The 26,051-nt window shown below is 59.7% G+C and carries 23 protein-coding genes; 10 read left to right on the top strand and 13 right to left on the bottom strand.

The window, feature by feature from the left end; genetic code table 11:
* Positions 1 to 21 precede the first annotated feature (21 nt).
* Together ACMDCR_RS03870 and ACMDCR_RS03875 are read left to right on the top strand one after the other, a co-directional pair.
* Positions 22 to 849, top strand: a complete 828-nt coding sequence (locus tag ACMDCR_RS03870; protein ID WP_413991257.1) for an oxidoreductase — start codon at positions 22 to 24, stop codon at positions 847 to 849.
* A 225-nt stretch (positions 850 to 1,074) separates the two neighbouring features.
* Positions 1,075 to 1,494: a nuclear transport factor 2 family protein gene (locus ACMDCR_RS03875; protein ID WP_413991258.1), complete on the top strand. Its 420-nt coding sequence runs from the start codon at positions 1,075 to 1,077 to the stop codon at positions 1,492 to 1,494.
* A 77-nt stretch (positions 1,495 to 1,571) separates the two neighbouring features.
* Here the strand turns inward: ACMDCR_RS03875 and ACMDCR_RS03880 are convergent, their stop codons facing one another.
* Entirely contained in the window at positions 1,572 to 2,708 is a 1,137-nt protein-coding gene (locus ACMDCR_RS03880) for a serine hydrolase domain-containing protein (RefSeq protein WP_413991259.1), read from the bottom strand.
* Between the two features lie 650 nt (positions 2,709 to 3,358).
* Between ACMDCR_RS03880 and ACMDCR_RS03885 the strand changes: the two genes are divergently transcribed.
* Positions 3,359 to 4,297, top strand: coding sequence for a hypothetical protein (locus ACMDCR_RS03885; RefSeq protein ID WP_413991260.1), 939 nt, complete (start codon positions 3,359 to 3,361; stop codon positions 4,295 to 4,297).
* A 67-nt stretch (positions 4,298 to 4,364) separates the two neighbouring features.
* A complete protein-coding gene (locus ACMDCR_RS03890; protein ID WP_413993820.1) occupies positions 4,365 to 4,508 on the top strand; it encodes a helix-turn-helix domain-containing protein in 144 nt (47 codons plus the stop codon).
* Positions 4,509 to 4,898: 390 nt separating this feature from the next.
* On the opposite strand, the gene ACMDCR_RS03895 is transcribed toward ACMDCR_RS03890, so the two are convergent.
* The gene (locus tag ACMDCR_RS03895; protein WP_413991261.1) at positions 4,899 to 5,909 is read right to left on the bottom strand and encodes a methyltransferase; all 1,011 of its coding nucleotides are present in this window, start codon (positions 5,907 to 5,909) and stop codon (positions 4,899 to 4,901) included.
* Positions 5,910 to 5,989: 80 nt separating this feature from the next.
* Between ACMDCR_RS03895 and ACMDCR_RS03900 the strand changes: the two genes are divergently transcribed.
* Together ACMDCR_RS03900 and ACMDCR_RS03905 are read left to right on the top strand one after the other, a co-directional pair.
* Complete coding sequence (locus ACMDCR_RS03900) at positions 5,990 to 6,214, top strand: hypothetical protein (protein WP_413991262.1); 225 nt, start codon at positions 5,990 to 5,992, stop codon at positions 6,212 to 6,214.
* Between the two features lie 250 nt (positions 6,215 to 6,464).
* A complete protein-coding gene (locus ACMDCR_RS03905; RefSeq protein WP_413993820.1) occupies positions 6,465 to 6,608 on the top strand; it encodes a helix-turn-helix domain-containing protein in 144 nt (47 codons plus the stop codon).
* Between the two features lie 220 nt (positions 6,609 to 6,828).
* Here ACMDCR_RS03905 and ACMDCR_RS03910 read toward each other — a convergent pair whose 3' ends face one another.
* Positions 6,829 to 7,701: an NmrA family NAD(P)-binding protein gene (locus ACMDCR_RS03910; RefSeq protein ID WP_413991263.1), complete on the bottom strand. Its 873-nt coding sequence runs from the start codon at positions 7,699 to 7,701 to the stop codon at positions 6,829 to 6,831.
* A gap of 44 nt (positions 7,702 to 7,745) precedes the next feature.
* On the bottom strand, positions 7,746 to 8,168 hold the full coding sequence (locus ACMDCR_RS03915; RefSeq protein WP_413991264.1) for a DoxX family protein: 423 nt from the start codon (positions 8,166 to 8,168) through the stop codon (positions 7,746 to 7,748).
* Positions 8,169 to 8,287: 119 nt separating this feature from the next.
* Here ACMDCR_RS03915 and ACMDCR_RS03920 point away from each other — a divergent pair, with 119 nt between their 5' ends.
* Positions 8,288 to 9,193: a LysR family transcriptional regulator gene (locus ACMDCR_RS03920; RefSeq protein WP_413991265.1), complete on the top strand. Its 906-nt coding sequence runs from the start codon at positions 8,288 to 8,290 to the stop codon at positions 9,191 to 9,193.
* A 793-nt stretch (positions 9,194 to 9,986) separates the two neighbouring features.
* Here ACMDCR_RS03920 and ACMDCR_RS03925 read toward each other — a convergent pair.
* Positions 9,987 to 12,446, bottom strand: coding sequence for an arylsulfatase (locus tag ACMDCR_RS03925; protein WP_413991266.1), 2,460 nt, complete (start codon positions 12,444 to 12,446; stop codon positions 9,987 to 9,989).
* Positions 12,447 to 12,949: 503 nt separating this feature from the next.
* Positions 12,950 to 13,423 carry a DUF992 domain-containing protein gene (locus ACMDCR_RS03930; RefSeq protein WP_413991267.1) on the bottom strand — a complete coding sequence of 158 codons (474 nt, stop codon included), beginning with the start codon at positions 13,421 to 13,423 and terminating at the stop codon, positions 12,950 to 12,952.
* Between the two features lie 137 nt (positions 13,424 to 13,560).
* Here ACMDCR_RS03930 and ACMDCR_RS03935 point away from each other — a divergent pair, with 137 nt between their 5' ends.
* Positions 13,561 to 14,763, top strand: a complete 1,203-nt coding sequence (locus ACMDCR_RS03935) for an alpha/beta hydrolase (protein ID WP_413991268.1) — start codon at positions 13,561 to 13,563, stop codon at positions 14,761 to 14,763.
* A gap of 63 nt (positions 14,764 to 14,826) precedes the next feature.
* On the opposite strand, the gene ACMDCR_RS03940 is transcribed toward ACMDCR_RS03935, so the two are convergent.
* The gene (locus ACMDCR_RS03940; protein WP_413991269.1) at positions 14,827 to 15,258 is read right to left on the bottom strand and encodes a DUF2721 domain-containing protein; all 432 of its coding nucleotides are present in this window, start codon (positions 15,256 to 15,258) and stop codon (positions 14,827 to 14,829) included.
* A 488-nt stretch (positions 15,259 to 15,746) separates the two neighbouring features.
* On the opposite strand from ACMDCR_RS03940, the gene ACMDCR_RS03945 reads away from it, so the two are divergent.
* Positions 15,747 to 16,655 (top strand): hypothetical protein, encoded by a 909-nt coding sequence (locus tag ACMDCR_RS03945; protein WP_413991270.1) that lies wholly within the window; start codon positions 15,747 to 15,749, stop codon positions 16,653 to 16,655.
* A 1,747-nt stretch (positions 16,656 to 18,402) separates the two neighbouring features.
* Positions 18,403 to 18,774: a cupin domain-containing protein gene (locus tag ACMDCR_RS03950; RefSeq protein ID WP_413991271.1), complete on the top strand. Its 372-nt coding sequence runs from the start codon at positions 18,403 to 18,405 to the stop codon at positions 18,772 to 18,774.
* A gap of 174 nt (positions 18,775 to 18,948) precedes the next feature.
* On the opposite strand, the gene ACMDCR_RS03955 is transcribed toward ACMDCR_RS03950, so the two are convergent.
* The 6 genes from ACMDCR_RS03955 to ACMDCR_RS03980 all read right to left on the bottom strand — a co-directional run bounded on the left by ACMDCR_RS03955 (position 18,949) and on the right by ACMDCR_RS03980 (position 26,045).
* Positions 18,949 to 20,022 (bottom strand): Gfo/Idh/MocA family protein, encoded by a 1,074-nt coding sequence (locus ACMDCR_RS03955; protein ID WP_413991272.1) that lies wholly within the window; start codon positions 20,020 to 20,022, stop codon positions 18,949 to 18,951.
* An 8-nt stretch (positions 20,023 to 20,030) separates the two neighbouring features.
* Positions 20,031 to 21,110, bottom strand: a complete 1,080-nt coding sequence (locus ACMDCR_RS03960; RefSeq protein WP_413991273.1) for a Gfo/Idh/MocA family protein — start codon at positions 21,108 to 21,110, stop codon at positions 20,031 to 20,033.
* Between the two features lie 250 nt (positions 21,111 to 21,360).
* On the bottom strand, positions 21,361 to 22,707 hold the full coding sequence (locus ACMDCR_RS03965) for an alpha-glucosidase/alpha-galactosidase (protein ID WP_413991274.1): 1,347 nt from the start codon (positions 22,705 to 22,707) through the stop codon (positions 21,361 to 21,363).
* A gap of 157 nt (positions 22,708 to 22,864) precedes the next feature.
* A complete protein-coding gene (locus ACMDCR_RS03970; RefSeq protein ID WP_413991275.1) occupies positions 22,865 to 24,166 on the bottom strand; it encodes an ABC transporter substrate-binding protein in 1,302 nt (433 codons plus the stop codon).
* Positions 24,167 to 24,204: 38 nt separating this feature from the next.
* Positions 24,205 to 25,089: a carbohydrate ABC transporter permease gene (locus ACMDCR_RS03975; protein WP_413991276.1), complete on the bottom strand. Its 885-nt coding sequence runs from the start codon at positions 25,087 to 25,089 to the stop codon at positions 24,205 to 24,207.
* Complete coding sequence (locus tag ACMDCR_RS03980; protein WP_413991277.1) at positions 25,086 to 26,045, bottom strand: carbohydrate ABC transporter permease; 960 nt, start codon at positions 26,043 to 26,045, stop codon at positions 25,086 to 25,088. Before ACMDCR_RS03980 ends, ACMDCR_RS03975 begins: the two co-directional genes overlap by 4 nt.
* Between the last annotated feature and the right edge of the window lie 6 nt (positions 26,046 to 26,051).

Raw genomic sequence — 26,051 nt, forward strand, 5'->3', positions numbered from 1 at the left:
CCGATCAACGGGAGAACTGGCGTGCGACAGAAGACCTTCTTTATTACCGGTGCGAATTCCGGCTTCGGCTTCGCGATTGCGGCGGCCGCGAGCCGCCAAGGCCACAAAGTCATCGGCACCGTCCGCTCGGAGCAGTCGCGATCAACGCTTGCGAAGAGCTTGTCGGCAGTGCGGTCCGTCTTGTGCGACGTGACGGAGTTCGACCGGATTGCCGACGTCGTCCGACAGGCCGAAGAGGACCATGGCCCGGTGGACGTGCTGATCAACAATGCCGGCTATGGCCACGAGGGGATCCTGGAGGAATCGCCTCTGGAAGAGATGCGGCGTCAGTTCGACGTCAACGTCTTCGGCGCCGTCGCCGTCGCGAAGGCCTTCCTGCCACGATTCCGCGAAAGGCGCAGCGGATTCATCGTGAACGTCACCTCGATGGGCGGCATGATCACCATGCCTGGCATCGCCTATTACTGCGGGAGCAAGTTTGCGCTTCAAGGTATCTCGGAAGTCATGCGCGCGGAGATGGCGCCATTCGGCGTCCATGTGACGGCGCTCTGCCCCGGCTCCTTCCGGACGGATTGGGCCGGACGCTCGATGGTGAGGACCGAGCGATCGATTGCGGACTACGACGCGCTGTTCGAACCGATACGACGGGCACGGCAGGCCAAGAGCGGCAAGCAACCGGGCGATCCAGAAAAGCTCGCAGCGGCCGTTCTGAGCCTCGTGCAGTCCGACAACCCTCCACCGCAACTTCTGCTCGGCAGCGATTCTCTCGGACTTGTATCGGACAGGATCAAGCGCCTTGAACTTGAGATCGAAGCATGGAAATCGGTGACCGTCTCGACTGATGGCTGACTGCGCCGACGTTGCAAGCAAACCATGCCCAGGCGAAGTTACATGGCCCCTATCCCGATACCGATTCATGGAAGCGCGAACTTGTACCGAAAGGGGGACCGGGACTTCTGGTGTCAGCACCGCACCTAAAATTGCAATTCTCTGCCAATCCCGCGATCAAGGATTGCCGACGAATAGCTGAACGCTATTATCGGATGCGGGGGCGCAGAAGACAGGGTAAGGCCAATGTCGCATGCCACTGCCAATAAAGCCATTCTTGAGAATGCTTATCGCCGATGGAACGAAACACGGGGAGACTCTGTCGAGGAACTACTTGATATTTGTGCCGAAGAAATACTGTGGGGCTCACTTGCTGGAGGTGTTAAGCCTCTTGCGTTCACCGCGAAGGCCGTAGGCAAGTCGGACGTCCGAAATTACTTTGAAGGGCTTCTGGCAGCGTGGAGCATGAATTACTACAACGTCGATTACTTTGTCGCAGAAGACGACCGCGTCGTTGTTGTAGGGTCGACAAAATGGACCAACAAACAAACTGGCAAGGCATGCGAGACGCCCAAGACAGACATATGGCGATTTCGGGACGGGCGAGCCATCGAATTCTTCGAATATTACGACACTGCCCAAATTCTTGATGCAGCTAAGCCGTGACCCCTGCCGTCTGCTTCGCATATCCTTTGCGTTGCGCCCAAAAGGGAATCCCGAATGTCGGCTTCGGCTTTGGAAGCTCAATCCGGTAGCGTCGCCAGCGCTGGCCAGTTACAGACCTGTGCAGCTCGCCTGATGAACGCCGTCTCCAATGCCGTCCCGTTGTCCGAGCCGGTCATGACAACGAGCCCGTCGCCCGTTTCCGGAAATATGAGCATGTAGGCCTGATAGCCCACGTTCTGACCGCGCTTCATCAGGGCGACATCGGGGCCGGCACCCTCGATCGCGGCTCCCAGACCATAGGGACCTATGGCATTGCGGGTCATCATGCTCCGGGCAATCGGCCTCGATAGAATGCCTTTCTCCTTTCCCTGATAAGATCTGGAAAGCGATATCAAAAGATGGGCAAGGTCGGTCGGGTTGGACCACAGCCCACCTGCCGCCAATTCAGGAACCTGCCGCCAACCGCCCGGGAGTGCCTGGCCGTTCTTGGAGTGGCCTTCGGCGACACCTTTGGGGGCGAGCGCGCCGGGAAGTTCGTAAACGCTGCGGGTCATTCCAGCGGGCGCCAGGACAAGGCTCCGCACCGCATCGGCAAAGCTTTGCCTCGTGGCGTCTTCGATCAGTTTCTGGACAATCTGGTAGCCGCCGCCCGAATAGGCATAAGCGGTTCCTGGCACGGTTTCGACGCGGACGGGCGGCGAGGTTGCGGGTGCTTCTCCCTCCAGGATCTGCACCGTAGTGGGGCTCGGAGATCCTCGTTCATACCCGCCATAACCGGGTACACCGATTCCGGCCGTCATCGTCAGAAGCCCGCGCAACGTCACCGGGTGTCCCGTTGTCAGATCGCTCTGCGGAAGCTTCCACGAGATCAATTCATCGTTGATGTCCTGATCGAGATTGAGCTTGCTCTCCTGCACCAGACGCAGGGCCGCCACAGCCGTGACGATCTTGGACAGCGATGCAGCCTGGTACAGTGTATCGGGCGTGGCATCGCCATACGCCTTTGCCAGGGCCACGCGATCCCCGACAATGAGTGCGATGCTGAAAGATGGCACAGGAAGCACCCGCATCGCGTCCCGCAAGCTTATCGAATGCAGAGCAGCCGCACCCGGCGGCTGGACGTCGAGATCCTGTTCGAAGGCCGCAGGATCAACGGGGCATTTGGAAGCTGCCAGCAATGGACTGGCATCGATAACAAAGGCCATCGCCGTCATGACGCCGGCAACCATCAAATTGCAGCGCATCTCAAGTTTCCCGCATGCTTGCTGAAGAACCGATCATCGTGCATTTCATGCAGCCGAAGCGGATTGTCCATCGGGTTTAAGGGCCGCCGCCGAGATTCTTTATGAGCTGCGACTGACGCTGAACGAGCCATCTGCGGCACGAGACCAAATATGTGGCCGTCACGGCCTTCCTCGCGCTCAGTCCGTGCAATCGCTCTCTTCAGAGCAGTTTCGGGTTATGCTATCGAGCCCGCGCGCTCGAACCCGTGATGCGGGGAATGTCGACTGTCGACGTGGATTTGCTGCGGTATCCAACGCTCGCGACAACGAAAGCCAAGGTGGACGAGATCGTCTATTGATCTCGCCCGGGCAACTGAAAGAACCGACCTTTCTTAGCCATGTCTATTGGCATGAGGTCTGCGGGTTTGCTCCATCGTTAGTCACGGTCGGCCTCTGATCCGCGTGCAATCTCCAACCATCTGCGCATGCCCAGAGCATTTTACTTTCAGATCGAATCACTGAGAATCGCAATATGCGGTCACCCCGGAGCTGATTTCCAAATGAACTCCTTGATATCAAGAGCATTTTGCGATTCTTGGTGATTCGATCTGAAAGTAAGACGCACCAGCACGAAGAAACTCATGCATCTCGGCCATCTCGACCTTGGCTACGGTCTTTTCGGCGCACTGATCCTAGCCGGATTGGGTTTGCTCGTCGCTTCTCTGCGCCTGACTCGCAGGATTGAAGCTGCCACCCTGGCCGGCATGAACTTCAAGGAAAAGCGCTTTGAGTACTATCGAGGAATCGCAACGCAACTTGGCGTACTCCTGATCGGAATCGGCGTTTCGCTGTTCATCTATTTTTTCCAACAAAACTATCAGGACGAGCGGCGGCGCGAAGCCGAAAGCCAACAGGTGCTTGCCAGGCTCGCATCGCGGATCGGTCGAACCTCGGCCGAGCTGGAGTTCCTGTCGGAATATGATGATATCCTCGACGAGGGAGGCGCTTATGTCAGTCCCAGCGATGGTGGAAAGAACGGCGCCGTGGCGTCGAGCGGCGACAAGCTGGTGAAGCAGATCGAAGATATGAAAATCGTTGAGCGAGATGTCGCCGAAGAGGATTTCAACGATCTCGACTTCTCGACAGATTTTCAAGGATCATCTCTCATAACCGAGCTGGATCCTGCCTTGCTGTTCGCCATGCACCGCGAGGAAAACGAACTCAAATACGCTATCAAGCAATTGGGCGCCGACTTCAAAGACTTGCAAGGCGTGCTCGGGCCCACCGATCCAAGGGAAGCAATTTCGGATCCCGTGGCGGCGGGAAAGGCGAAGCACGAAGCGCTGGACATTCTCTATGATCTCGATCTGCTTCGAGATCGGAGCCGACGTGCCTTCGCGCGCGCCTGCTGGCTGGTCAGCCAAGGCAGCATTTTCGCTTCCCTTGGTCCGATAGAGCCCCTTTCGAAGACGTATGGCTCTCACCAGGAATGGATCCGTCAGGCAAAGCAGACGCTTTCGCCGTATCGGGTCGGTAATGAAAATTGCTTTGAGCTACTTGGCTACAAGAAGTCGAACTAAGGAGCGGACAATGATGTCGCGACGGATATTGGGGCGAATACCCCTCACGGAACAGAGATTGAAGTCCATGGAACAGCAAGGGCTTATCGATGCGGTGATTGCGAAACGTCTTGGAATATCACGCCAAGCGGTGTCCTCCGCTCGAAAGCGCTGGAACCTCCCGAAAGGGGTGAGAAAGCGAGACGTCCCGCCGGAGGTGTCCGGGCGCTGATAGGGCCGAGAGCCGGCAGGATCGATGCCTTGAGAGAAGTCTCCAGCTCGATCCTGATACTCCTCCAGCGCGGTTGACGTGATTTCCGGCCCTTGTCGTCTCCGGTATCCTTGTAGCGTCTGGTATGGGGCCGATTGCCGTCTGTCTGGCTTCATTGGCATTGGTCATGGAAGCCGCCGTTCGCGAGATGTCTTCTCCGGTGGCAGTGTCCGCTCCAAGTCAATGGTTATCCAGAACAAGACCGGACAGCCAGTCCCCTTTGAGATTGCCGAGCCGACGAAGGACGCACTTCCATCCCGGCTTGCGATCCGGCGAGCAAAGGGCGGCGACCGGCTCTGGCCGAGCCGCAGCTGTGATGGAGGACACGTGGCCAGCGCGCGCCTGGATAAACTACTTTAATCCGATCACCATCGAATCCGGGCCAACAAGCGGTACGACACGCGTTTTTGAAAATCCGACTTCGCGCATCCAAGCCTGACAGTCTTCTCCCGTATAGTCGAACCCACCAGCAGTTTCGATCAGCATATTCAAGCTCATCATGAGACCGAAAGCATTTTCGCGGCGATCATCATCGATGATGGCATCATAAACGACAACTGCTCCGCCTTTCGAAAGAGCATCAAATGCCTTGCCGAGAAGCATCTTTTTCTGGGCAAGGTCCCAATCATGGAGGATGTGACCCATGACGATGACATCAACTTTCGGCAGAGGGTCCTCGAAGAAATTTCCTCCTTGAAACCGCACTCGATCCTCCACCCCGCGGTGAGCAATAAATTCCTCGAAGACCGGCTTCACCGGGGGAAGGTCGAAGCCGATGCCGGTGAGGTGGGGATGGGCGCGGGCGAGAGTGGCGGGTACCATGCCCTGAGCTGAACCAAGATCCATGAAGGTCTTGTAGTCTCTCCAAGGAAAGCTGCCGGCAATGGCGTGTGCCGCACCCGCACTTACTCCGCTCATCGCGCGCAGAAACCCACGCAACCGATCCGGATCGGCGTACAATGCCTCAAAGACGTTCTCTCCTCCACCCTTACTCTCGTTCTGCAATTCCCCGGTGCGCACGGCCTCTGTGAGCGATCCCCAGAAGCCATAGAGCCGGGCATTCGCCATCTCCAGGATACCGCCGATATAGGTTGGCTTGGCTTGATCGAGAAACAGGTCCGTGTCTGGAGTGTTGCTGTAAATGCCGTTCTCGCGCTCCAGGAACTTGAGTGCCACCAGCGCATCGAGGAAGTCGCGGGCTGATCGCTGATGCAGCGCAAGCTTTTTTTGAAGTGTCGGCAGGTCGGCGGGTGCATCGGCCAAAGTACTAAACACGCCGAGTTCGACAGCACTTAAGAGCGTTTTGGATGCCCAAAAGCCCATACCAACTTGCATAATATGTTCCGGTGTTGCTGTGCTCACGAGTTGATCTCCAAATTGGCTGTCACCGCTCATGCAGCCGAGTGAACATCTCACCCTTGGTTCGGGCATGGTACGGAGGGATGGTTGCAGGGGTTCGCTACGGCGCCATTTCAAACAATGACAAAACAATTGCGATCGTAACATTCAGCTCGATAGACGCCACCGGCGCAGATGAAGGGTCTTCAGGTCCGATCCTGGCGCGAACCGAACCTTCAAATGGGTCCATGAAGGACAAGCTCGACATGGCCGGATGGGATGAAGCCTTCCCACCAAATGCCAACGAACATAATGCAAACAGATCTTGACAAGTCCATCCTTTCATGCCCCACTCGGACGTGGAACGGGCACCTGGGCGCCGATCCGGATCCAGGTTGGCTCGCCGCTTCCGCACCCCCCGGTTGATTCCGGTTCGTCCCGGCGGCACGCCAGCCGCCTCGCCCCGGGCGAAGCTGGTGGTGGTCGAGGCCGACGTACTGAATTCCAGCTAAGGAGCGAACAACGATGTCGCAACGGGTATTGGGGCGTATGCCACTTACGGAACAGAGATTGAAGTCCATGGAGCAGCAAGGGCTTATCGATGCGGTGATTGCGAAACGTCTTGGAATATCACGCCAAGCGGTATCCTCCGCTCGAAAACGCTGGAACCTGCCGAAAGGGGTGAGAAAGCGAGACGTCCCGCCTGAGGTGTCCGGGCGCTGATAGGGCCGAGAACCGGCAGGATCGATGCCTTGAGTGAGGTCTCCAGCTCGATCCTGATACTCTTCCAGCGCATTTGATGTGATGTCCGCCTCTTGTCGTCTCATGTAACCTTGTAGCGCCTGGTAGGGGGCGGGGAGCGAGGGGTCCGCTATGAAGCTTCCCGCGTCGCGTCCGACGCGGAAGCGGGCAGTCTCCGTGTCACGCCTGGTCCATCCCGGACTTAAGCCTTGGCGGCGTTCTGTGCGGCCTCGAATACATCGCGTGCGGACGTCGTACCCGCTACATGCTCCGTACCCTCGACCCCGAGATCCATCCATCCCGCATTCACGGCCTCAAACATTTCTTCGGCAGGTCCGGTGTGGCCCTTCGGGATGCCGAACTGCTCGAACGCTTCTGCCCACCCCGCACGCGGGACCGCAAAGGCTTTCACGTCGAGACTCAGGACTTCACCCAATTGCTCCGCGACTTCATCCGCAGTGACCATCGAGCCAAGCTCGACAACGCGCTGCCCTGACCATGCTGGCCCGGTCAAAAGGGTTGCGACCTCCGCGCCGATGTCGTTCGTCGCGATCATGGTCGATTTGCGGTTTGTCGGATTGTAGTAGACCGGCAGCGTTCCGCCCTGGGCGACCTGCAGGCCGTAAAGGAAATTTTCGAAGAATCCACCTGCACGCACAAATGCGATCGGCGATATCAGGTCGCGAAAACCTTGCTCCAGAAGCGACAAGGCCGTGATCATCCCGAGCCCGCTGGTTCTGTTCGCACCCATCGACGAAAGCGCAACCACCCGCGGCGGCGCTGCCTTCGCGAGCGCCTCGACATAGTTTGCAATCACGCCCTTTGCTTCTTTGAAATCGGGCGAGGGCGCCCAGACAGCCGGCAACATGACAAACGCGCCTTCGACGCCTTTGAGCGCTTGCTCGATGGCTGCCGAATCATTCCAATCACCGTCAACCAGTTCCACGCCCCGGTTCGCCCAGCTTGAGGCCTTCTCGCGATTGCGGACGAGGGCGCGTACTTCCTTGCCGTGCGCCAACAGATGGCCTGCCGTTGCACCACCTACTCTTCCCGTGATTCCCATTACTAGAAACATGTGTTTTCTCCTGATCTTGAGGGGCAGAGCACTGCCCTGTTGGTTCAACGGATGAGCGGCAGAATGGCCCGGATTCGGGGATCGCGCGCGTAGAGGCCGCCCCATGTCATCGCGCCCAGAAGCAGAGAAATGATTTCCGGCGGTGACCCCACCTCACCAATGCGGACATGGGCGCAGATGGCACCGCCCAAAAAGCCCGTCACCAGGATCGCGCCGAGCACGGCGGTCGCCGGGATGGCGTAAAGGATGGCGCAGGCGAGTATGATCGGACCGACGACACGGGTCAGGTCCATCGCGAATCCTGTTTCCTGCAACATGCTCGCGATCTGTGCCGGCGCCGAAAGCTGAATGGTGCCGTCTGCCACCAGGGCGATAACGACAAACGCGCTCATTATCCGGCCGGCCCACACGGCGCGATGCAAGGTCATGGTCTCAGGCATCTGACGCAGGTTCATGGTTTCGGACACTTGTCATTCTCCAATGGGGGAATCCCATATTCCGAACTTATTGTGTCTCTGAACTATGATAAATACCGAGGAAATGAACTCACTGTTCTCTCGGAAATGAACAATCCATAGGCACGAAAATGCAGAATCTCGAGCCCATCCTCATTTTCACGACGGTAGCGGAAATGGGGAGCTTCACCCACGCGGCCGATAGCCTGGGCATCCACAAGGGGAGGGCCTCGACGGCGGTCCGAAAGCTGGAGGAAGATGTCGGTGTCAGGCTCTTGCACCGGACGACCCGCAGTGTGCAGTTGACGGAGGACGGACGCGCATTTCATGCCCGTGCCCGCGATCTGCTTGCTGAGGTCGATGATCTGCACTCAATGTTCGCAAGCGATCGAGTGGCACTTCGCGGGCGTTTACGGGTCGATCTTCCGACCGAGGTGGCGCGCACAACGATCGTGCCGGCCTTGCCGGATTTCATGGCTGTTCACCCCGAGCTGGAGCTGGAGGTGTCGAGTACGGATCGGCAAGTCGATCTGGTTCAAGAGGGGTTTGACTGCGTATTGCGACTTGGTCACATCGGCGACGAGACGCTGATTGCCCGCCCGCTGGGCCTGTTGCGCATGGTCAACGCTGCCAGTCCCGCCTATCTGGCGCGCCATGGCGTCCCTCGATCGCTGGAAGATCTTCGGCGCCAGAAACATCGGACAGTTCATTTTTCGACGACGCTGGGCGCAAGACCTTATGGATGGGAATATCCGGACGGCGACAGCTACGCGACGCTTCAGTTGCCAGGTGCGCTACACGTCAACAGCGCGCAGACCTACGAAGCCGCTGCCCTCGCCGGCCTTGGCCTGATCCAGGCGCCACTCTTGGGGATTGGCCGATACTTGGAGAGTGGGGCGCTTGTGGAGATCGTACCCGCTTTTCGTCGCCGGTCGCTCCCCGTGTCCCTCGTCGTAGCACATCGGAGCAATCTGTCGCGCCGCGTCCGCGCATTCATGAAATGGATCGAAGATGTGCTGACGCCGTATCTCGAATAGCGAGGCGATATCTTCGTCCGGCCCTTGAAATCAACATTCTGAAGTTATGTGTGCCGGTCGGCGGCTCGGCAGTCCAACAGAATGCGACACCGAAACCGGCGACCTCGCGGCCGTCAGCGGACTGGCGTCTCCTGGTGTAGTACGGTGAATAGCCGACGTGAGTTTTAGTTCTCAACCGATTGTGTCCAGAGGTGGGGCATAATTCGCAGGCCTCATAACATGTTGAACATGCCGTTCGATCTTCACCATCGTTCTGCACCCGGCAGGAACGTGCAAAACAACATATTCGAAACCCATGCGACCATTTCAGAATGCGGAGGAGGCCAAGTGGAATGAGGATCGCAACGAAATGCACGCCAACGCGCCGCTGGGAACGCTCATGCGCAAGGGTGCCTGCTGGGTAAACGATATCGCGAAGATTTGCGTGCGGTGACGTGCCCGGCGACCAGGATAGTGTCAACGGCGGCCATGGGCGTATTGCAACTGGCCTCGCCGATTGGATGACGCCTCCGCTCCTCGACGGGGCCGATTTTTGCCAGTCCGGTTCCGGAGCCGCCAGTCGGCGATTGGACATTCGTTCTGCGGCTAATTTGGGCAAAGAGGAGGTTGCGCTGCCGCCTGGAGTTCTGTCAGAGCGCTCATGGCGCTTGGAGCACCGGATGCAGAGCCGATCTCGCCAATGCACCACGCCGCTCCATCGGCTAACCTCAATATCGAGGATGCTCTAAAGGCATGTGAATGCGGCCCTGCGGAGGCTCTCGCGACCCTCGGCTAAGGCCGGTGGCGGGGCAGTCTAGTTGTCGGTCTTCGCGAGTTGAGAGCGAACCACAGATTGGTCGTTTGCACCCAACTGTGTTGGTCCCAGTTTAAAGGCAACCTTGTCGAGCGTTCCGGTGAAGCGGAACGGCACCTTGTAGTCACCGTCATCGACTGGGGTCCGGGTATCGACACCCACATCGAAGGTTTCGTCGACCGTCATGATGAAGGGCACTGTGTGCGGGACTTTGTTGCTCGCGACTTCCTTGCCGTCCACCTTCAACACCCCGGTGCCTCCCTTGCCGAAGCCGGGTCCATCGTAGGTGAAGTCAAACACAACGCTGTGCTTGCCTGGCGCTAGCGCGTCCTGGCCTTCCCAGCGAAAGCGTTCAACGTCGAGGAAGTTGTAGAGGAACACCGGCTTGTCCTTGAGCAGGTAGAAGCCATAGCCGCCGAAGCGCCCGCCCAACGTGGTGATCATTCCCTCTGCCCCACCCGGCGGAATCTCTACATCGGCGGTGATCGTGTAGGACTTGTTCAGGATGCTGGGTGCGTCACTGACGGGCAGGCCGGACACCTCGCCAGGGTAACTGAACAGGGTTCGCCCGGCGGTCGCGCTCGGTCGTGGTGCAATGAGGCGGGGCAAGACAGAGTTGTCGAGAGGAAACACATGGTATTTCTCCGCCTCGACCAGAAACAGCTGCTGCAGCTCGCGCAGCTTGTCAGGCATTTTGCCAGCGAGATCGTTGTTCTCCGAGTAGTCGTCGGCGATATTGTACAGCTCCCATTTGTAGCCGTTGACGACGTCGTCCGGAAGCTTGGCGGTGCCCAGGAGCCAGGGTGGAGCCGGCGGGGTGGTCGCTGCAACCCAGCCGTCATGATAGATTGCGCGGTTGGCGAACATCTCGAAATACTGCGTGGTGCGCTTTGACGGTGCATTGGCGTTGGCCTTGTCGAAGGTATACGCCATGCTCACCCCTTCGATCGGCTTCTGTGCGATCCCGTTGACAACCAGAGGCGCTGGAATTCCGGTCGCCTCCAGAATGGTCGGCACGATATCGATCATGTGGTGGAACTGGGCGCGAATGCCGCCCGCGTCCTTGATATGGCCTGGCCATGCGATCGCCATGCCCTGGCGCGTGCCGCCGAAATGCGACGCAATCTGCTTCGTCCATTTGAACGGCGTGTCGAACGCCCATGACCACGCGACCGACATGTGAGGATAGGTTTGTGGAAGCCCCCAGGCATCATAGGCCTTCAACTGTTCCGCTATCGGAAGGTCGAGAATGCCATTGTAGGCAGTCATCTGGTTCGGCGTGCCAACCGTGGTACCTTCGGCGCTGGTTCCGTTGTCGCCGCTGATATAGATGATCAAGGTATTGTCGAGTTTTCCCTCATCCTCGACCTCTTGGATAACCCGGCCAATTTCGTGGTCCGTATAGGCCACATAGGCGCCGAAAACCTCCGCCTGATGCGAGAACAATCGCTTTTCGTCGGCAGTAAGCGTGTCCCATTTTTTCAGGTCATCCGGCCAAGGGGTCAGTTCGGTGTTCGCGGGGATCACACCAAGCCGCTTCTGGTTTGCGAAAATCTGGTCGCGCAGGGCGTTCCAGCCCATATCGAACTTGCCCTTGAACTTGTCGATCCACTCCTTGGTCGGTTGGTGTGGGGAATGGGTGCCGCCCGGCACATAGTAGAGGAAGAAAGGCTTGTCGGGAGCGGCGGCGTTGAGCTGCCGCAAATGAGCGATCGCCGTATCCGCCAGATCGGTGGTGAGGTTGTAGTTCGGCTTTCCCACCCAAGGGAAAACCTGCGTCGTGTTTTCATAAAGATAAGGCGTCCACTGGTCGGTCTCGCCGCCCATGAAGCCATAGAAATACTCAAAACCCATACCACTCGGCCATTGGTCGAATGGTCCGGCGGAACTGTACTGGTAGCTCGGTGTGTTGTGGTTCTTTCCGAACCAAGATGTTGCGTAACCGTTTTCCTTGAGAATCGTACCGATGGTGGCATTGTCAACGCCAATGACACTGTCGTAGCCAGGATACCCGGTGGACTGCTCGGAGATGATGCCGAAACCAACAGAATGATGGTTGCGTCCGGTGATCAACGCGGCCCTCGTGGGCGAGCAAAGTGCAGTCGAATGGAACTCAGTATAGCGAAGACCCATCTGAGCTATACGATCCATCGCCGGCGTGGGGATAACACCCCCGAACGTGCCTGAAACGCCGTATCCCTGGTCATCTGTCATGATGAGGAGAACGTTGGGCGCACCGTTGGGCGGAACCACTTGCGGCTGCCAATATGGTGTGGATTTACTGGCTTCGAGATTGATCACGCCACCGAACGATGGTGGTTGCGGCGGCAGGTATCGCCCATTGATTGTCGTGGTCGCGTCTGGCGAACCCGGGGTGCCGGTGATTGTTTGCGCGTGGGCCGCTACGACAGCGACCCCCGATGCGATCAAAAATGACGATAGGAGCTTGCGCAAAACCATTACCATACCTCCCTCTGTGCGGGTCCAAAGAAACCTGCGGTAGCTACAGTATTGTGGTTATTTGATCTACCAATACACCCGATTGTAGGCAGCGCCAAACGCTGACACTAAATGCAAATATCCATGAGTGAAGTCGGCTTATTGTGGGCAACAATTGCGACTGACTAAAATTTCGCCGCCGTCCTCGCCGAGGCCGTGGTCCGCAACTTCATGAGGCACGGTTATCTCCGCAATTTGTCTTTGCCGTGTGGTCTCTGTCAGGCTTCCTATAAGCTTACCGGCAGAAATTCCCCCATCTTGCTCGTCAGTGCAGTAAATTACGATGTCCGCTTTGGGGGCGACGACAGAACCGTTTGAATGACGCACATCGTGAAGGGTTTCGGGTGCCGTGAGGCGTACGAAAGCCTCGCTATCTTCCTCGCGAGGGAGCCGAACAGAAAGAAATCTACGCCGATGGCATATATCCGCGCGCCCTTGGCTTAACACCAAGAAACCAAGCGAGTTCAGGGTGCGTAGACAAGCGTCACGGTGGTCACGCCGGCCGCGATGTTGAGCCCAACTTCGCCTTCGAGCGAAAGAGGCTGCAAGGAAAACGCGCGGCCAGAGCCTCCGACGAGGACGTTGGCTCCAACACCAACGCCGGCCGATGCATCCGCTCCAGCGCCCGCATATGTGCCAGCGAGTGCGCCTTGGGGGATGCCTGAGGTTGCCGCCAAGACCGCCCAAACCAACCGTCCGGCGGCGACTTCACCTAGCGCCACCCCATACTCGTCGATCTTGCCAGTATAGCGGCCAATCGGCCCGCCGTTACTCGGAGTGAAAGTGCAGATCATGGTCTGCTTTTCTACCACGAACATACCGATTCCCCGAGAAACATCGCATTCGAGAGCGCCAATCTTGCTGGACGACTGGGCAAATGAAGGTGATGACAGAGCGATTCCTGCGACAGCAAGAAGAAAAATCGTTGCTTTCGACACGATGAATACTCCTGTTTGTTCGACGTCTAGGCTCCCTCGCCTATTCTGTATTTTTTGCTGCGAGGAGAATATCTGAACGGTAATTACATAATTATGACGATATTTATCGATTTACACATTCAATATTATCAGTCAAGATGAAACTGTTCATCCTGGAGATGTTTTCAGTGCCGAAACAATACACTGAACTCCGCGCGATTGACCTGTGTCGACTTCTTGGACTGTGCGCATTAATCATTTGTGGGCTGTCCGCCTGTGCCGGCCAAGCCACAAATGTTCTGGTCGTCGGCCAGCCAAAGGCTGTAGCCGGCACGTCAACCGTCGATATGCTTGTGGCGTCGACCCGGGCGCCAACGGTGATTCCCGGTCAGGTTTTCGGAGGAGACAGGGGGCTGGCCTCGTTTGCCGAAATCGAAGTTTCTATCCCGCCCCATCGCTCCTCCGGAACTATCCAATGGCCGAGCAAGCTTCCCGCGAACCCGGCAACCGATTTTACCGCCGTCAAGGTCGACGTGGTCGACCGATCAGATATCATTGATGCCCTTCACCGGCGCTTGACCAGGTCTCGAAACCGCAATGTTCTGCTGTTCGTGCACGGCTTCAACAATCGCTTCGATGCGGCAGTCTATCGATTTGCGCAGATTGTGCACGATTCAGGCACCGACGCCGTTCCCGTCCTGTTCACCTGGCCGTCTGCCGGCGAACTGACCGCCTATGGCTATGACCGCGACAGTGCGACCTATTCCCGAACTGCGCTCGAAAAGACGCTCGACTACCTGATCCAGGACAAATCAGTTGCCAGCGTCTCGATTCTCGCCCATTCCATGGGCAATTGGGTGACGCTCGAGGCCCTCCGCCAGATGGCGATCCGGCGGGGCTCCATTCCCAAGAAGGTGGAGAACGTCATGCTGGCGTCCGCCGATGTCGATATCGACGTGTTCGAGACCCAGGTTGCCGATATGGGGACACAACGGCCTGCCTTCACGGTCTTCGTCGCCTCGGATGACAGGGCGCTCGAAGCTTCGAAAATCTTGTGGCAGAGCAAATCAAGGCTTGGCGACATCAATCCGAATGTCCAGCCCTATGCCGGCTACATGAAGGCTCACAACATCGACATCGTGAATCTTTCGGACGTCAAGACGTCGGGTTTCATCCATCACGACAAGTTCGCCGCGAGCGGCGAGATCGTAAGTCTCATCGGCAAGCAGATCGCAACCGGCCAGCCGATTTCGGATGAGTCGATCGGCCTGACCGACGTGATTGCCATGGGAGCGGCGCAGACGGCGCTGAAAGCCACCACCCTTGCGCGCCCCTTGCGACTTGGGTCATCGGTGCAGTGAAGTACAATCGGAAGGTGTTTCGCGGATCAGTCATGAATCTGGCCGACGCAGCGCGTAAAGCGGCTATCGATAGTGATCCGCATCGCTTAGGCCGATGTGTATTTCTTGGGCGAAACGCACCAGGCTTATTCCCAGCAAGATAACTGCGAATAGAAACATGATTGCGGCACCAAGTTCATGATTCCATTCAAAAAATGCTGCGACGAAGGACATGGCTAGAAGCAAAGTCGTGCAGATTGCAGAGCAAAGCGCCAGATAGATCGAACTGACCAGAAGCCTTATACGCGACTTCAGCAACGGTATGTCCGACTTGAGCTTTAGCCGTTTCTCGTCGCCATCACCAATTTCATTAAGCGAGCGTATACGCTCTATGAGGTCGATAAGTCGGCCGTGCAAGATTGAGGTAAAACCTGCCACCGCTCCAAGAAGGAATGCTGGCGCAGCCGCATGCGAAAATATCTCAGAAAGCTGGGAAGTATCTGGAGTAACAAGCATGGTGGGTGATCACCCCATTGATCGGACACCTGGCCTGCAGCGCCGGCATCGGGTGCAACTTGCTGAACGCCGGAAAGCGAAGAGAATGCCTTTAATCGCAGGCTAGGCCTAATTGCGTAGCGCTCCCAACCGTTTTTTTGGCCGACATCACGTCATCGACGGGGCCGGAAGGTCCACCCCTATCGCGTGGCCCTGTCAGGTTTGTTTTTGCTCATGTTCCCACGGCCAGACGCGTGGGAGTACGGCAAACAGGAAGGCCGTCGTCAGGCCGAACAGCAACGCGCCGTTGACCGCTCCCAGAGGAGCAGACCACTCCGCGTAAAGGGCGGAATACGCTCCTGCGCCACTCTGGGGCGCCTGAGCCGTGCCTGACACCTCGGTGAAATTGAGCCATTGTAAGAAACACGCGCTGAGCGCATAAAACCTTGGCAGTCTACCTATGAGAGCAGAAAAACCTTGATCTTCGGGCCCGGCCAGGCGGAAATTCGATGAGCACAGACATGGCATCCTCCACGAGCAACAATGCTTCTGGAGAAAAGCGCAAATTAGCGACGAAGAAAATAGCGACAGCAGTTCTGTGCTCTGGGCTTTGCGTCGCCGGACCAGTGTGGGCCGCGGATCTGGCGGTTTCGCAATCCGAACCGCCACCGCCCCCGATCGTGCCACAACTGGGCTGGCAATTCCAGGCCACTGCCTATGGTTGGGCTTCAGCCCTCAAGGGCGACGCCGGTGTCGGACGATTGCCGACTGCCTCGCTGGATGCGAGCTTCGGCGACATATTGAAGAACTTGAAGGGCGCCTTCATGGGGGCCTTTATTGCCCGGAACGACACCTTTATTTTCGGCGCTGACCTGATTTGGACACGCATCGGCGTCGACGGCAGGTTCAAGGTCGGGGGCAACGGACCATTTGCCGCCCTGCGTTCGGGAACCTCGGTGTCGTTTCAGCAAGATCAGACGATTGCCACGGCCTTTGCCGGCTACCGCATCCCGATCGGTCCGCCGAACCTCAGTCTCTATGGGACGGTGGGCGTGCGGTACCAGAATATCAATGTCGAGCTCGACCTGTCGCACACGACCGTCCTGGGTACGGGACTGAGGAGGAGCACGAGCGACAGCACCGGATGGGCCGATCCGCTGATCGGCTTTGCGGCAACCTATCACTTCAACGACAAGTGGTACCTCAACGCGCTTGGTGATTTTGGCGCCACCAGTTCCTCGAACATCACGGCCCAGGGACTTGTGTCTGTGGGTTACAACTGGACGCAATCATTCTCGACCGCGCTCGGCTTCCGGGCTCTCTATACCGACTACGAGAACGGCAATGATCGTGGCGGCAGCTTTCGATACAAGTCGACGCTCTACGGCCCGTTCGTGAGCATGAGCTATAATTTCTGAGGCTCGGTTGAGAGTTCTTAAGGCCGCGTTTTCTGGCACCCTGGCCAATCGATGCTGGCAGTGACGAATGACGATATTGAAGGCGGGTTTGAAGCGCCTCGTAGATCGCATGCGCAATCCGGGCGGGCAATTGAGCGAGCGCGATAGGAATGCCTTGATGGCAATTGTTTCGATCGGCGCCGTGGGATTGCCGTACGCAATCGTGCAATTGACCGGCTTTCATGAGTGCCCTGTGCAACCCCGCAGGGGTTGATTGGCAAGTTCATTTTCGCCTTCTTCGGAATGCAGCATCAGAGACGAGTGGGGCGCTGTTGGTAGTCACTTCGATCCGTCTAATGGCCGCCTGGTTCAACTGACTCGTAGGATATGTTTGGCCGATGATAGCGCGACCTGGACCTTTCATCGGTCCAGGAAGGACAAGCGCGACACGGCCGTATGGGATGAAGTTTTCTCCCCCGAATACCAACGAACTTAAACTGAACGAAATTTGACAGGCGCATCCCTCCATGTCCTACTCGCGCCTGGAATGAAGCATCCGCGGGCCGATCCGGATCCTGATTGGCCCGCCGCTTCCGCCCACCCCGGTTGATTCCGGTTTATCCCGGCGGCACGCCAGCCGCATCGCTCTCTAGCCCGGCCCGTCATGGCTGCAAGCCAGGACGGGGCGCGGGAGCGGGGAATCACGCAGGCCGGCTCGCCGCCTTCGGGCGGCGGGGGGTTCTCGCCTCCGGCAGTGCCGGAGGTTCGATCCGGTCCGTTCGGCCTGCGCGACGGGGCTTGATGAGGAACCTGTTGGATCGGCGGTCCGTGGAACCGCCATTGGGGCGTGTCACGCCCTGGGGATCCATGCGCGATGGGAAAGGGCTTGATGGCAGGCGCGGCGGTTTCGCCGTGCAGGCGATCGGGGCTGGCCTTTGCAAGGCCGGCCTGGCAAGCCCGTTCGGACCTCTGCCGGCTTGCCGGCAGCGGCGGTGGTGACAGCGAGGACAGGGCTGTCGGCGCCGGTAAGCGGGGCGAGGGATCGCGCCGTGCGCCCATACCCGTCGCCCGTTCCGTGGGCGAGGCGATCGATACGGCCGCCGGCTTCCCTGGCCTGGAAGCTGCAGCGGCCGAGATCGTCTGGCCGGCATGGCCTGGGCGGGAGGAGCCGCGTCCTCCTGTCCTCGGCATGCCTTCCATCCGGTGGCCTGGGAGCGAAGCATCGGTGCGGCCGCAAGGCTGGGCTGGTGGCGAGGCTCCCGGGCGATGGAAGAGACGCCCGGGCCCTTGCGCGTTTGTCGACGCGCGGGCCAGGGACAGGGTGAGGCGACGGCGGCCGCATCGACAGGCTGCCAGGCACTCCACCGATTTATGATTCGCGGCCGCTCCGGCGGCCGCCGTCGCCTCGATCCTTTTCATGATCCGGCCCGGTGAGGGCGCGGAAAGGCGGAGTCGTGGGTTCGAGGCGGGATTTGGGGGCGCGACGTCATTCCGGCCGTAGCGAAGCGAAGAGCCGGAATCCATGAACACAACCTCGGAAGGACAGTGTTCATGGATTCGGGGTCTCCACTCACAAGCGAAGCTTGCGAGGATACGGTCGCCCGGAATGACGACAAGCGGAAGGTATCACGTGAATCGCGTGATGCGCCGTAACGCAATCAGGGAACGCGGCGGGATCACGAGTGAGCCCCCCCTTGCACGATCGTTCAAGACGGCCGGCCGCAATATTCCATAGCGTGTCTCTTCGACAATGAAGCAAGGCAGACAAATGGAAAAGACGTACCAGGCCATCAAATTTTCGGAAAAGCTGGCAAAGATCAGTGATTTCTGGCAACCGCGCGTCGTCGCTGAAATGAACGACTACCAGTTCAAGGTGGTGCGCATCGAGGGAGATTTCATCTGGCACGACCATCCCGAAACGGATGAAACGTTCATCGTGCTCAGCGGCCAGTTGCGGATCGACTTTCGTGATGGTGCCGTCTCGATTGGCCCCGGCGAGATGTTCGTCGTGCCCAAGGGCGTCGAGCACAAGCCCTATGCGGAAAAGGAGGTTCAGATGCTCCTGATCGAGCCGCGCGGTACCCTCAACACTGGTCATGTCGGCGGGGATCGCACGGCCCAAAACGATGTTTGGATATGAAGCCGCCCGGGAGACTCCGATTTTGGCCGTCTTGCTTTCGGACCGGATAACCAGGAATCGCAAAATGCTTTTGAGAACGGCAGGTTAATTTCGGCATCCGCTCCGACCTGAAGGCATTTTGCTCTTGGCGAAGCGCCTCCTGTATGGGCATCCCGCGCGTTCGTGGTCGCTGCCTTACACCGCCCAGGGCTGCCTGACCGCCTGCACCGTGGTGCCGGCAGCCACGGCCTCCTCGATCAGCAGCGAGAGATACTGGTCCTGCGCCGCCTCGGCGAAGCTGTAGATGGGCTTGCCCCCGCGCACGCTCTCGCCCATGCCGTCCAGGATGGCCGCGACGGCAATCTCGTCGTCGGTGAGCGCGGCACCGGGATAGGGGTTGCGGTAGACCCAGTCTTCGCCGGCCTGGATGCCGCGATGGAAATAGCCTTCGTGGTTGTTGTACTGGCCGGTGTCGCTGCGCCGGAGCGTGAGCTCGACGGGGGTGAGGAAATCCTTGAGGTAGCGCACGTCGCGATCGACGATCTCGCCCTTCTCGCCCCGCACGGTGAGGCGATAGGCCCGCACCCAGGAGAAGTATTGCGAGCCGGCGAAATCGAAGATCCCCAGCCTGTCGCCGAAATCGAGCTCGGCGATGACCTGGCGCACCGTGTCGATCCTGTGCTCCGCCGGCGGTCCCTGGCGGTTCGGGCCGGCCACGATGGTGGAGCTGAAGGCGCGTCCCCGGATGGCCGGCTCGGCGAAGCCGGCATCGAGATAATGCCGGATCAGGCTGGTGCCGTGATAGCCATGGGCATGGCTGACATGGGCGAAGCTCACCTGCCCGAGCCTGCCGGCGCGAATAAGGGCGAGCCGGGCCTGGTGCAGCGGCTGGTAGATATATTGCTCGGCCACCTCGATATGCGCGCCCTTTTCGACCAGGGCCCAAAGCCGCAGCAGGCCCTCCAGGGTCTGCGCGGGCGGCGTTTCCGTCATGATCGGCAGGCCGGCTGATGCCACCAACTCGATCATCGTCGGCGCGGCGGGCTGGGCCACGGAGACGACGACGAAATCCGGACGCTGATGGCGGATCATGGCGCCGAAATCGGTGAAGGCCGGCACGCCCCATTCAGCCTGGAGCTTCTCGGCCTTGGCGCCGTCGCGCGTGAGAATGCCGGTGACGCGGAACTTCTCCGGCAGCGCCCTGGCGATGCGCAGAAAGAACAGGGTGCGCCAGCCCGAACCGATGATTGCAAATTGGACAGTGCTCATGATTTTCGTCATCCAAATTGACGGCCGTCGCGGCCGCCGCCCGTGCCTGTATAGGGTTCGCCGGGGTTCCAGTCATCGGCCGGCGGCATCTTTGCTTCGTCCTCCAATGGCAATGTGATGACCCGGCGCAGGCGGCTGGAGAGATAGGTGCCCTCGCACAGCTCCAGTGCCACCAGGGAGCAGTCCGGAATGGTGTAGTCCGCCGTACCGTCGGCGATCATGGCGGCCAGATTGTCGAGATGGCGCTGATGGGGCGGGCGCTCGTCATCCGCGGGCTCGAAGCGCTGGCCGGTGGGGTGGACGGCGTTGATGAGGCGGTAGTCGTTCGCCCAGCCCCAGAACTCGATCATGCCGAGGGTGCCGACCAGGCGGAACACGAAGGGCCTGCCTTCCTCGCCATTCACCCGCAACGTATCTCCCGTGTGCAGGATGCAGCGCACGCCCGCGCGGGTCTGTACGGAGGTGACGGCGGTGGTCTCCACCTGCATGCCATCGCGATAGGTCCTGGTCGAGGCATCGCAAACGCCGAGCACCTCCGCCGGCGGGTCTCCGGCCGTCAGCGCCACGAAGAAACTCAGCCAGTGGATGCCGGCATTGATGATGTCCCAGCCCCGGCACTGGATCTCCACGAGCTTGAGATCGCCGATCTCGCCGCCCTGCACACGCCCGATGATCTCCAGCGGCGTGTGCTTGACCAGCAGGCCGTGCGGCACGGCCATGGGAAGGTGGCGCGCCTTGATCGCCGCCAGGATGCGGCGGCCGGAAGCGGCGGTGTGGCCGAGCGGCTTTTCGACCAGGATGCCTTTCAGCGGCAGTTTCAGCGCATCCATCGTCACCGCCTCGTGGGAAGGCGGGAAGGTGGAGACGCAGACGATATCGGTGGGGCATTCCCGGAACATCTGCTGGTGGTCGGTGAAGGTGCGGATGCCCGGAAAATCCTTCGCCAGGGCGGCCAGCACTTCGGGTCGCAGGTCGCAGACGGCCTCGAGCTCGTAATGAGGCGAAGCCACCAGCGCCTTCAGGCTGAGCCTGCCGCCCACGCCGCCGCCGACCACGGCAGCGGTGTATTTTTGAGAGGGGGCGGTCATGGCGTGGGAAGCTCCGGGTTAGGGGGAACGGGGTGTTCGTAGGGCGCCGTAAGCCTCCCCCACGAAGCTGGGGGAGGTGGCCGAGCGTTAGCGAGGTCGGAGGGGGTGTGGTCAGGATAGGGCGCTGGAAGAGAGATCCGAGGTTCGTGGTTACCGTGCTCACTTCTGCCCACACCCCCTCCGTCACGACTTCGTCGCGACACCTCCCCCAGCTTCGTGGGGGAGGCTGCCCGTGCCTGTTGGTCCACCCTCACGCCACCCGCAACATCGACGCGATGGATGGTTCCTTCTTGCGCAGGTTCTCGGGAATCCAGTCGCCATGGGCGTCCATGAGATCGTCCACCAGGCTCCAGATCTGGTCGAGATTGAGCTCCGCCGAAGTGTGCGGATCGAGCATGGCGGCATGGTAGATGTGTTCGCGATTGCCGGTCAGGATGGCCTCCACCGTCAATTGCTGCACATTGACATTGGTCTGCATCAACCCGGCGAGCTGGGGTGGCAGGCGGCCGATGCGTACTGGCTGCAGGCCGTTCTTGTCGACCAGGCAGGGCACTTCCACCGTGCAGTCCGGCGGCAGGTTGGTGATGAGGTCGCGGTTCTCGACATTGCCGTAGACCACGGCCGGCTTGCCCGTCTCCATGGCGTGGATGATGGTCGAGCCATATTCGAGGCTGCGGTTCACCTCGAAGGGAACGGTCGGGTCCTGCAACTGGCGGGAAAGATCGCCCCATTTGCGGATCTGGCGCTCGCTGCGGTCGATATATTCGTCGAGCGGGATGTTGTAGCGCTCGATCAGCTTCTCCTGGCCTGATTTGATGTACCAGGGCACATATTCGCAGAAATGCTCCGAGGATTCGGTGACGAAATAGCCGAGCCTGAGGAACATGTCGTAGCGCACCCGGTTCCAGTCCGGCACGCGCCCTTCTTCCACCACCTTGCGGATGAGGGGATAGAGATCCTCGCCGTTGCGCTGGAAGGTCAGGTAGAACGCCATGTGGTTGATGCCGGCGCAGGTGTAGTTGATCTCCTCGATCGGCACGCCGATATCCTCGGCGATCTGCGCGGCGGTGCCCTGCACGCTGTGGCACAGGCCGACATTGGCGATCTTCGTCGCCCGGTTCAGCGCCATGATGTTCATGCACATCGGGTTGGCATATTGCAGGTGGAAGACGTCCGGGCAGAGCCGCTCCATGTCGCGGGCGTAATCGAGCAGCACCGGGATGGTGCGCAAGGCCCGCATGATGCCGCCGATGCCGAGCGTGTCGGCGATGGTCTGGCGCAGGCCGTATTTCTTCGGCACCGCGAAATCCGTCACCGTGCCGGGCTTGTAGCCGGCGACCTGGATCATGGTGATGGCATAATCGGCGCCGTCGAGCGCGCGATCGCGATCGGTGGTGGCCTCGATTGTGGCCGGCACCTTCAGCGTCTCGACGATGCGGCGGCCGACGCGCTCGGAGACGGCGAGGCGCTCGGGGTCGATGTCATAGAGGCAGATGCGGGCATCCGCCAGTTCGGGGAATGACAGAATATCGCCCATCAGATTCTTGGCGAACACGGTGCTGCCGGCGCCAATGAAGGTGATTTTCGGGGAAGACATAATCGGGACTCCAGTCGGGGATTGTGGGCCGCGCGGATCGGCCGGGAATTGGAGTGGCGATCTCTGATCGCCAATCTCGGAAACGGTCCGTTTGTCGAAGAGGAAGATGGCAGTCGGAGACTGCCACTCCGTGTTGGGCGCGCGGCCGCGAACCTTGTCAGAACACGCTGTTCACATGGTCATTGGCATCCTTGAGCACGGGCGCGGCGTCGACATCGTTGAGGAAGATCTGCTCCAGCGCCGCCTTCATGGTCGAGTTGATCTCGGAAGAATGGTCGGTGATGGGGAAGTAGAAAGTCTGCTCGGGCGTCGCCTCCTTGAGGAAGGCCGAGACATCCCAGCCCTTCTTGAAGGAGGTGTCCTGCGAGAGCTTGGCCGCCTCCGCGATGGCCGGGAAGACCACACCCGAGGCGCCCACGATCTTCTCGCAGGCCGGGGAGGCCAGGAACTTCACCCATTGCCAGCTTTCCTCAAGATGCTTCGTGCCGGTCCAGATGCCGTCGGCGAGGCCGTTGAACATGGTCCTGCGTCCCTGCGGCCCCGTCGGCAGCAGGGCATAGCCGACCTTGAACTTGGCATTGTTGCCGTAGAAGCTGATCTTCCAGGAGCCGTCCGGCGTAATCGCCGCCTTGCCGGCGACGAACAGGCCCGAGGCGTTGTTGCCGACATCCTTCTGTGGAATGGCGAAGCCCTTCTTCAGGCCGAGATCGCGCTGCCAGGTGAGTGTTTCGGCGAGCTTGGGATCGTCATAGTGGTAGGAGGTCGCCCATAGGCCATCGACGAATTTGAAGCCGTTGGAGACGGCGAAATGGCTCCACTGCGTCTGGCCGTAGCCGTCGAGTTCAGGCGTGACGAAGCCATATTGCTTGACGTTCTTGGGATCGAAATTCGGCGACAGCCCGTTATTGCCGTTGGCGTCGACCGAGAGCTTGGCGAGGATCTTCTCGAAGGAGCCGCCATCCTTGGGGTTCCACGTGGCGTTGTTCAGTTCCTCCTCGCTCACCCCGGCCTTGGCGAGCATCTCCTTGTTGTAGACCATGGCCACTGTGTCCCAATCCTTGGGCAGGCCATAGATATGGCCATCCTTCGACCACAGGTCGAGCAGGCCCTTGTAGTAGATGTCGGTCGGCACATGGTCGCGCTTGATCAGGTCGCTGATGTCGGTGACCTGGTTGTTGTTGACGAATTCCGGGTAGCGGCTCAGCTGGTTGGTGAAGACGTCGGGCGCCTCGCCGGAGACGAAGCCGGTCGACAGGGCGGTCCAGTAATCGTTCCAGCTGAACTGGCTGATCTTGATCGAGATGTCGGGATGCTGCTTGTGGAACTCGTCGGCGCAGGCCTGGTATGGCGGGACCTGGTTGTTGTCCCACATCCAGTAATTGAGCTGCGTCTCGGCCAGGGCGGGTGCGCAGGCACCGCCAAGGAGCAGGACTGTCAGCGCCGCGGTGATTTTTCTCATCGTTTCCTCCGGGATTATGCGGGCGTTGTCGTGTTCGTCTATTTCAGACCGCTGAACTGCAGGGACTCGACCACGCGGCGGCCGAGGATGACGAGCAGCAGGATGATCGGCAGGATCGACAGGAAGGTCGCGGCCATCAGGCCGGTCCAGTCCGGATTGCCGTTGGGCTGCTGCTGCAGGAAATTGGTGAGCGCCACCGAGAGCACGCGTGCGCTCTCGTCGCGCCCCACCAGATAGGGCCAGAGGAACTCGTTCCAGCTGTTGATGGTGAGCAGGATGGCGAGCGTGGCGATAGCGCCGCGATGCACCGGCAGCACGATGCTCCAGAAGATGCGGAAGGGGGAGGCGCCATCGAGCCGCGCCGCATCCTCGAGCTCGGAGGGCGTCGACAGGAAGAACTGGCGCAGGAAGAACACCGCGAAGGGCGTCATCAGCACGAAAGGCGCCACCAGGCCCGGCATGGTGTTCAGCCAGCCCAGTTGCTTGATCAGCACGAAATTGGGGATGAACAGCACGATTGCGGGCACCATGGTGGCCGAGATGAACAGATAGAAGATGACATCGCGGCCGAAGAAGCGCAGCCGGGCGAAGGCGTAGGCTGCGAGGGAGGAGAAGGCGATCTGGCCCGTGACGCAGATCGCCGTGAAGATCACGCTGTTGAGGAAGGCCGTGCCGAATTTCATCTCGGCGTTGAAGCCGCCCTGCTGCTCGCTGAGGCCGAAGATGCGGGTGAAGTTCGAGGCGGTGACCTCGGTCGGAATCGGCGACGTCGCGGTGTCGTAGAGATCGAGCAGCGGGGTGATCGCCGTCTTGAAGGCGATCCAGATCGGGAACAGCGAGCCGAGGATGAACAGCCCGAGGATCAGCCAGGCGAAGGCTAGGCCCGGGCTCCATTGCCGGGTTGCGGTGGCCCTCAGCATCATTCGAGATCCGATCTGTCGGCGCGCAACACGCGCATCTGCACGAGGGTGACGGCAATCAGCACCAGGAAGAGCAGCACCGACATCGCCGAGGCATAGCCCATCTTGGAGAAGCGGAAGGCGCTCTCGTAGATGTACCAGATGATGGCGCTGGTGGAGTTGACCGGGCCGCCCCTGGTCGCGACGGCGATGGTATCGAAGATCTGGAAGGAGCCGATCACGCTGGTGACGACGATGAAGACCAGCACCGGTCGCAGCAGCGGCAATGTGATGTGCCGGAACATGCGCCATTCGCTGGCGCCATCGATCTTGGCCGCTTCGTAGAGGCTTTTCGGAATAGCCTGCAGGCCGGCATAGAAGAGCAGGGCGATCAGGCCGGTATGGCGCCAGATGTTGATCCCAACGATGGAGATCAAGGCAAGGCCCGGCGTGGTCAGGAAGGGCTGGCGGGGAATGCCGACCATGGCGAGGAAGGCGTTGGAGACGCCGAGCACCGGATCGAGCAGCCACAGGAAGATCAGGGCGACCACGACATTGGAAAGCAGATAGGGCGCCACCACGATGGCGCGCACCGCCACCGATTTCGACAGGCGGTCGAGCAGCACCGCGAGCAACAGGCCGAGCGCCGTCTGCAGCGGGATGTTGTAGATCACATAGAGCAGGGTGATCCTGACCGACTGCCAGAAGCGCGGGTCGCCCATCAGCTTGGCGTAATTGTCGAGGCCGATGAATTTCGGCGCCCGCATCAGGTTCCAGTCGGTCAGGCTGATCTCGATCGCCCGGATGGTCGGCAGGAAATAGAAAACGATGAAGCCGATGAGGGCCGGCAGGATGAACAGCCAGCCCGTGAGGTTCTCGCGCCACCGCCGGCCGCTCGCACTCCAGCCCTGTGGGTGCACCGCCTCCGCCAGCGCAGCCTCGGCGCGCGCGGGCACCGACCTGGATTCGTTGATCGACACCAAAGG

This window comes from Labrys okinawensis, from assembly GCF_047345005.1.
Classification (GTDB): Bacteria; Pseudomonadota; Alphaproteobacteria; order Rhizobiales; family Labraceae; genus Labrys; species Labrys okinawensis.

Bases quoted from the DNA above. Each gene is read 5' to 3' on its own strand.
- ACMDCR_RS03875 (WP_413991258.1), top strand. From the start codon at position 1,075: ATGTCGCATGCCACTGCCAATAAAGCCATTCTTGAGAATGCTTATCGC.
- ACMDCR_RS03880 (WP_413991259.1), bottom strand. From the start codon at position 2,708: ATGACGGCGATGGCCTTTGTTATCGATGCCAGTCCATTGCTGGCAGCT.
- ACMDCR_RS03885 (WP_413991260.1), top strand. From the start codon at position 3,359: ATGCATCTCGGCCATCTCGACCTTGGCTACGGTCTTTTCGGCGCACTG.
- ACMDCR_RS03890 (WP_413993820.1), top strand. From the start codon at position 4,365: ATGGAACAGCAAGGGCTTATCGATGCGGTGATTGCGAAACGTCTTGGA.
- ACMDCR_RS03900 (WP_413991262.1), top strand. From the start codon at position 5,990: ATGGTTGCAGGGGTTCGCTACGGCGCCATTTCAAACAATGACAAAACA.
- ACMDCR_RS03905 (WP_413993820.1), top strand. From the start codon at position 6,465: ATGGAGCAGCAAGGGCTTATCGATGCGGTGATTGCGAAACGTCTTGGA.
- ACMDCR_RS03910 (WP_413991263.1), bottom strand. From the start codon at position 7,701: ATGTTTCTAGTAATGGGAATCACGGGAAGAGTAGGTGGTGCAACGGCA.
- ACMDCR_RS03920 (WP_413991265.1), top strand. From the start codon at position 8,288: ATGCAGAATCTCGAGCCCATCCTCATTTTCACGACGGTAGCGGAAATG.
- ACMDCR_RS03925 (WP_413991266.1), bottom strand. From the start codon at position 12,446: ATGGTTTTGCGCAAGCTCCTATCGTCATTTTTGATCGCATCGGGGGTC.
- ACMDCR_RS03935 (WP_413991268.1), top strand. From the start codon at position 13,561: ATGAAACTGTTCATCCTGGAGATGTTTTCAGTGCCGAAACAATACACT.
- ACMDCR_RS03940 (WP_413991269.1), bottom strand. From the start codon at position 15,258: ATGCTTGTTACTCCAGATACTTCCCAGCTTTCTGAGATATTTTCGCAT.
- ACMDCR_RS03945 (WP_413991270.1), top strand. From the start codon at position 15,747: ATGAGCACAGACATGGCATCCTCCACGAGCAACAATGCTTCTGGAGAA.
- ACMDCR_RS03950 (WP_413991271.1), top strand. From the start codon at position 18,403: ATGGAAAAGACGTACCAGGCCATCAAATTTTCGGAAAAGCTGGCAAAG.
- ACMDCR_RS03955 (WP_413991272.1), bottom strand. From the start codon at position 20,022: ATGAGCACTGTCCAATTTGCAATCATCGGTTCGGGCTGGCGCACCCTG.
- ACMDCR_RS03960 (WP_413991273.1), bottom strand. From the start codon at position 21,110: ATGACCGCCCCCTCTCAAAAATACACCGCTGCCGTGGTCGGCGGCGGC.
- ACMDCR_RS03965 (WP_413991274.1), bottom strand. From the start codon at position 22,707: ATGTCTTCCCCGAAAATCACCTTCATTGGCGCCGGCAGCACCGTGTTC.
- ACMDCR_RS03970 (WP_413991275.1), bottom strand. From the start codon at position 24,166: ATGAGAAAAATCACCGCGGCGCTGACAGTCCTGCTCCTTGGCGGTGCC.
- ACMDCR_RS03975 (WP_413991276.1), bottom strand. From the start codon at position 25,089: ATGATGCTGAGGGCCACCGCAACCCGGCAATGGAGCCCGGGCCTAGCC.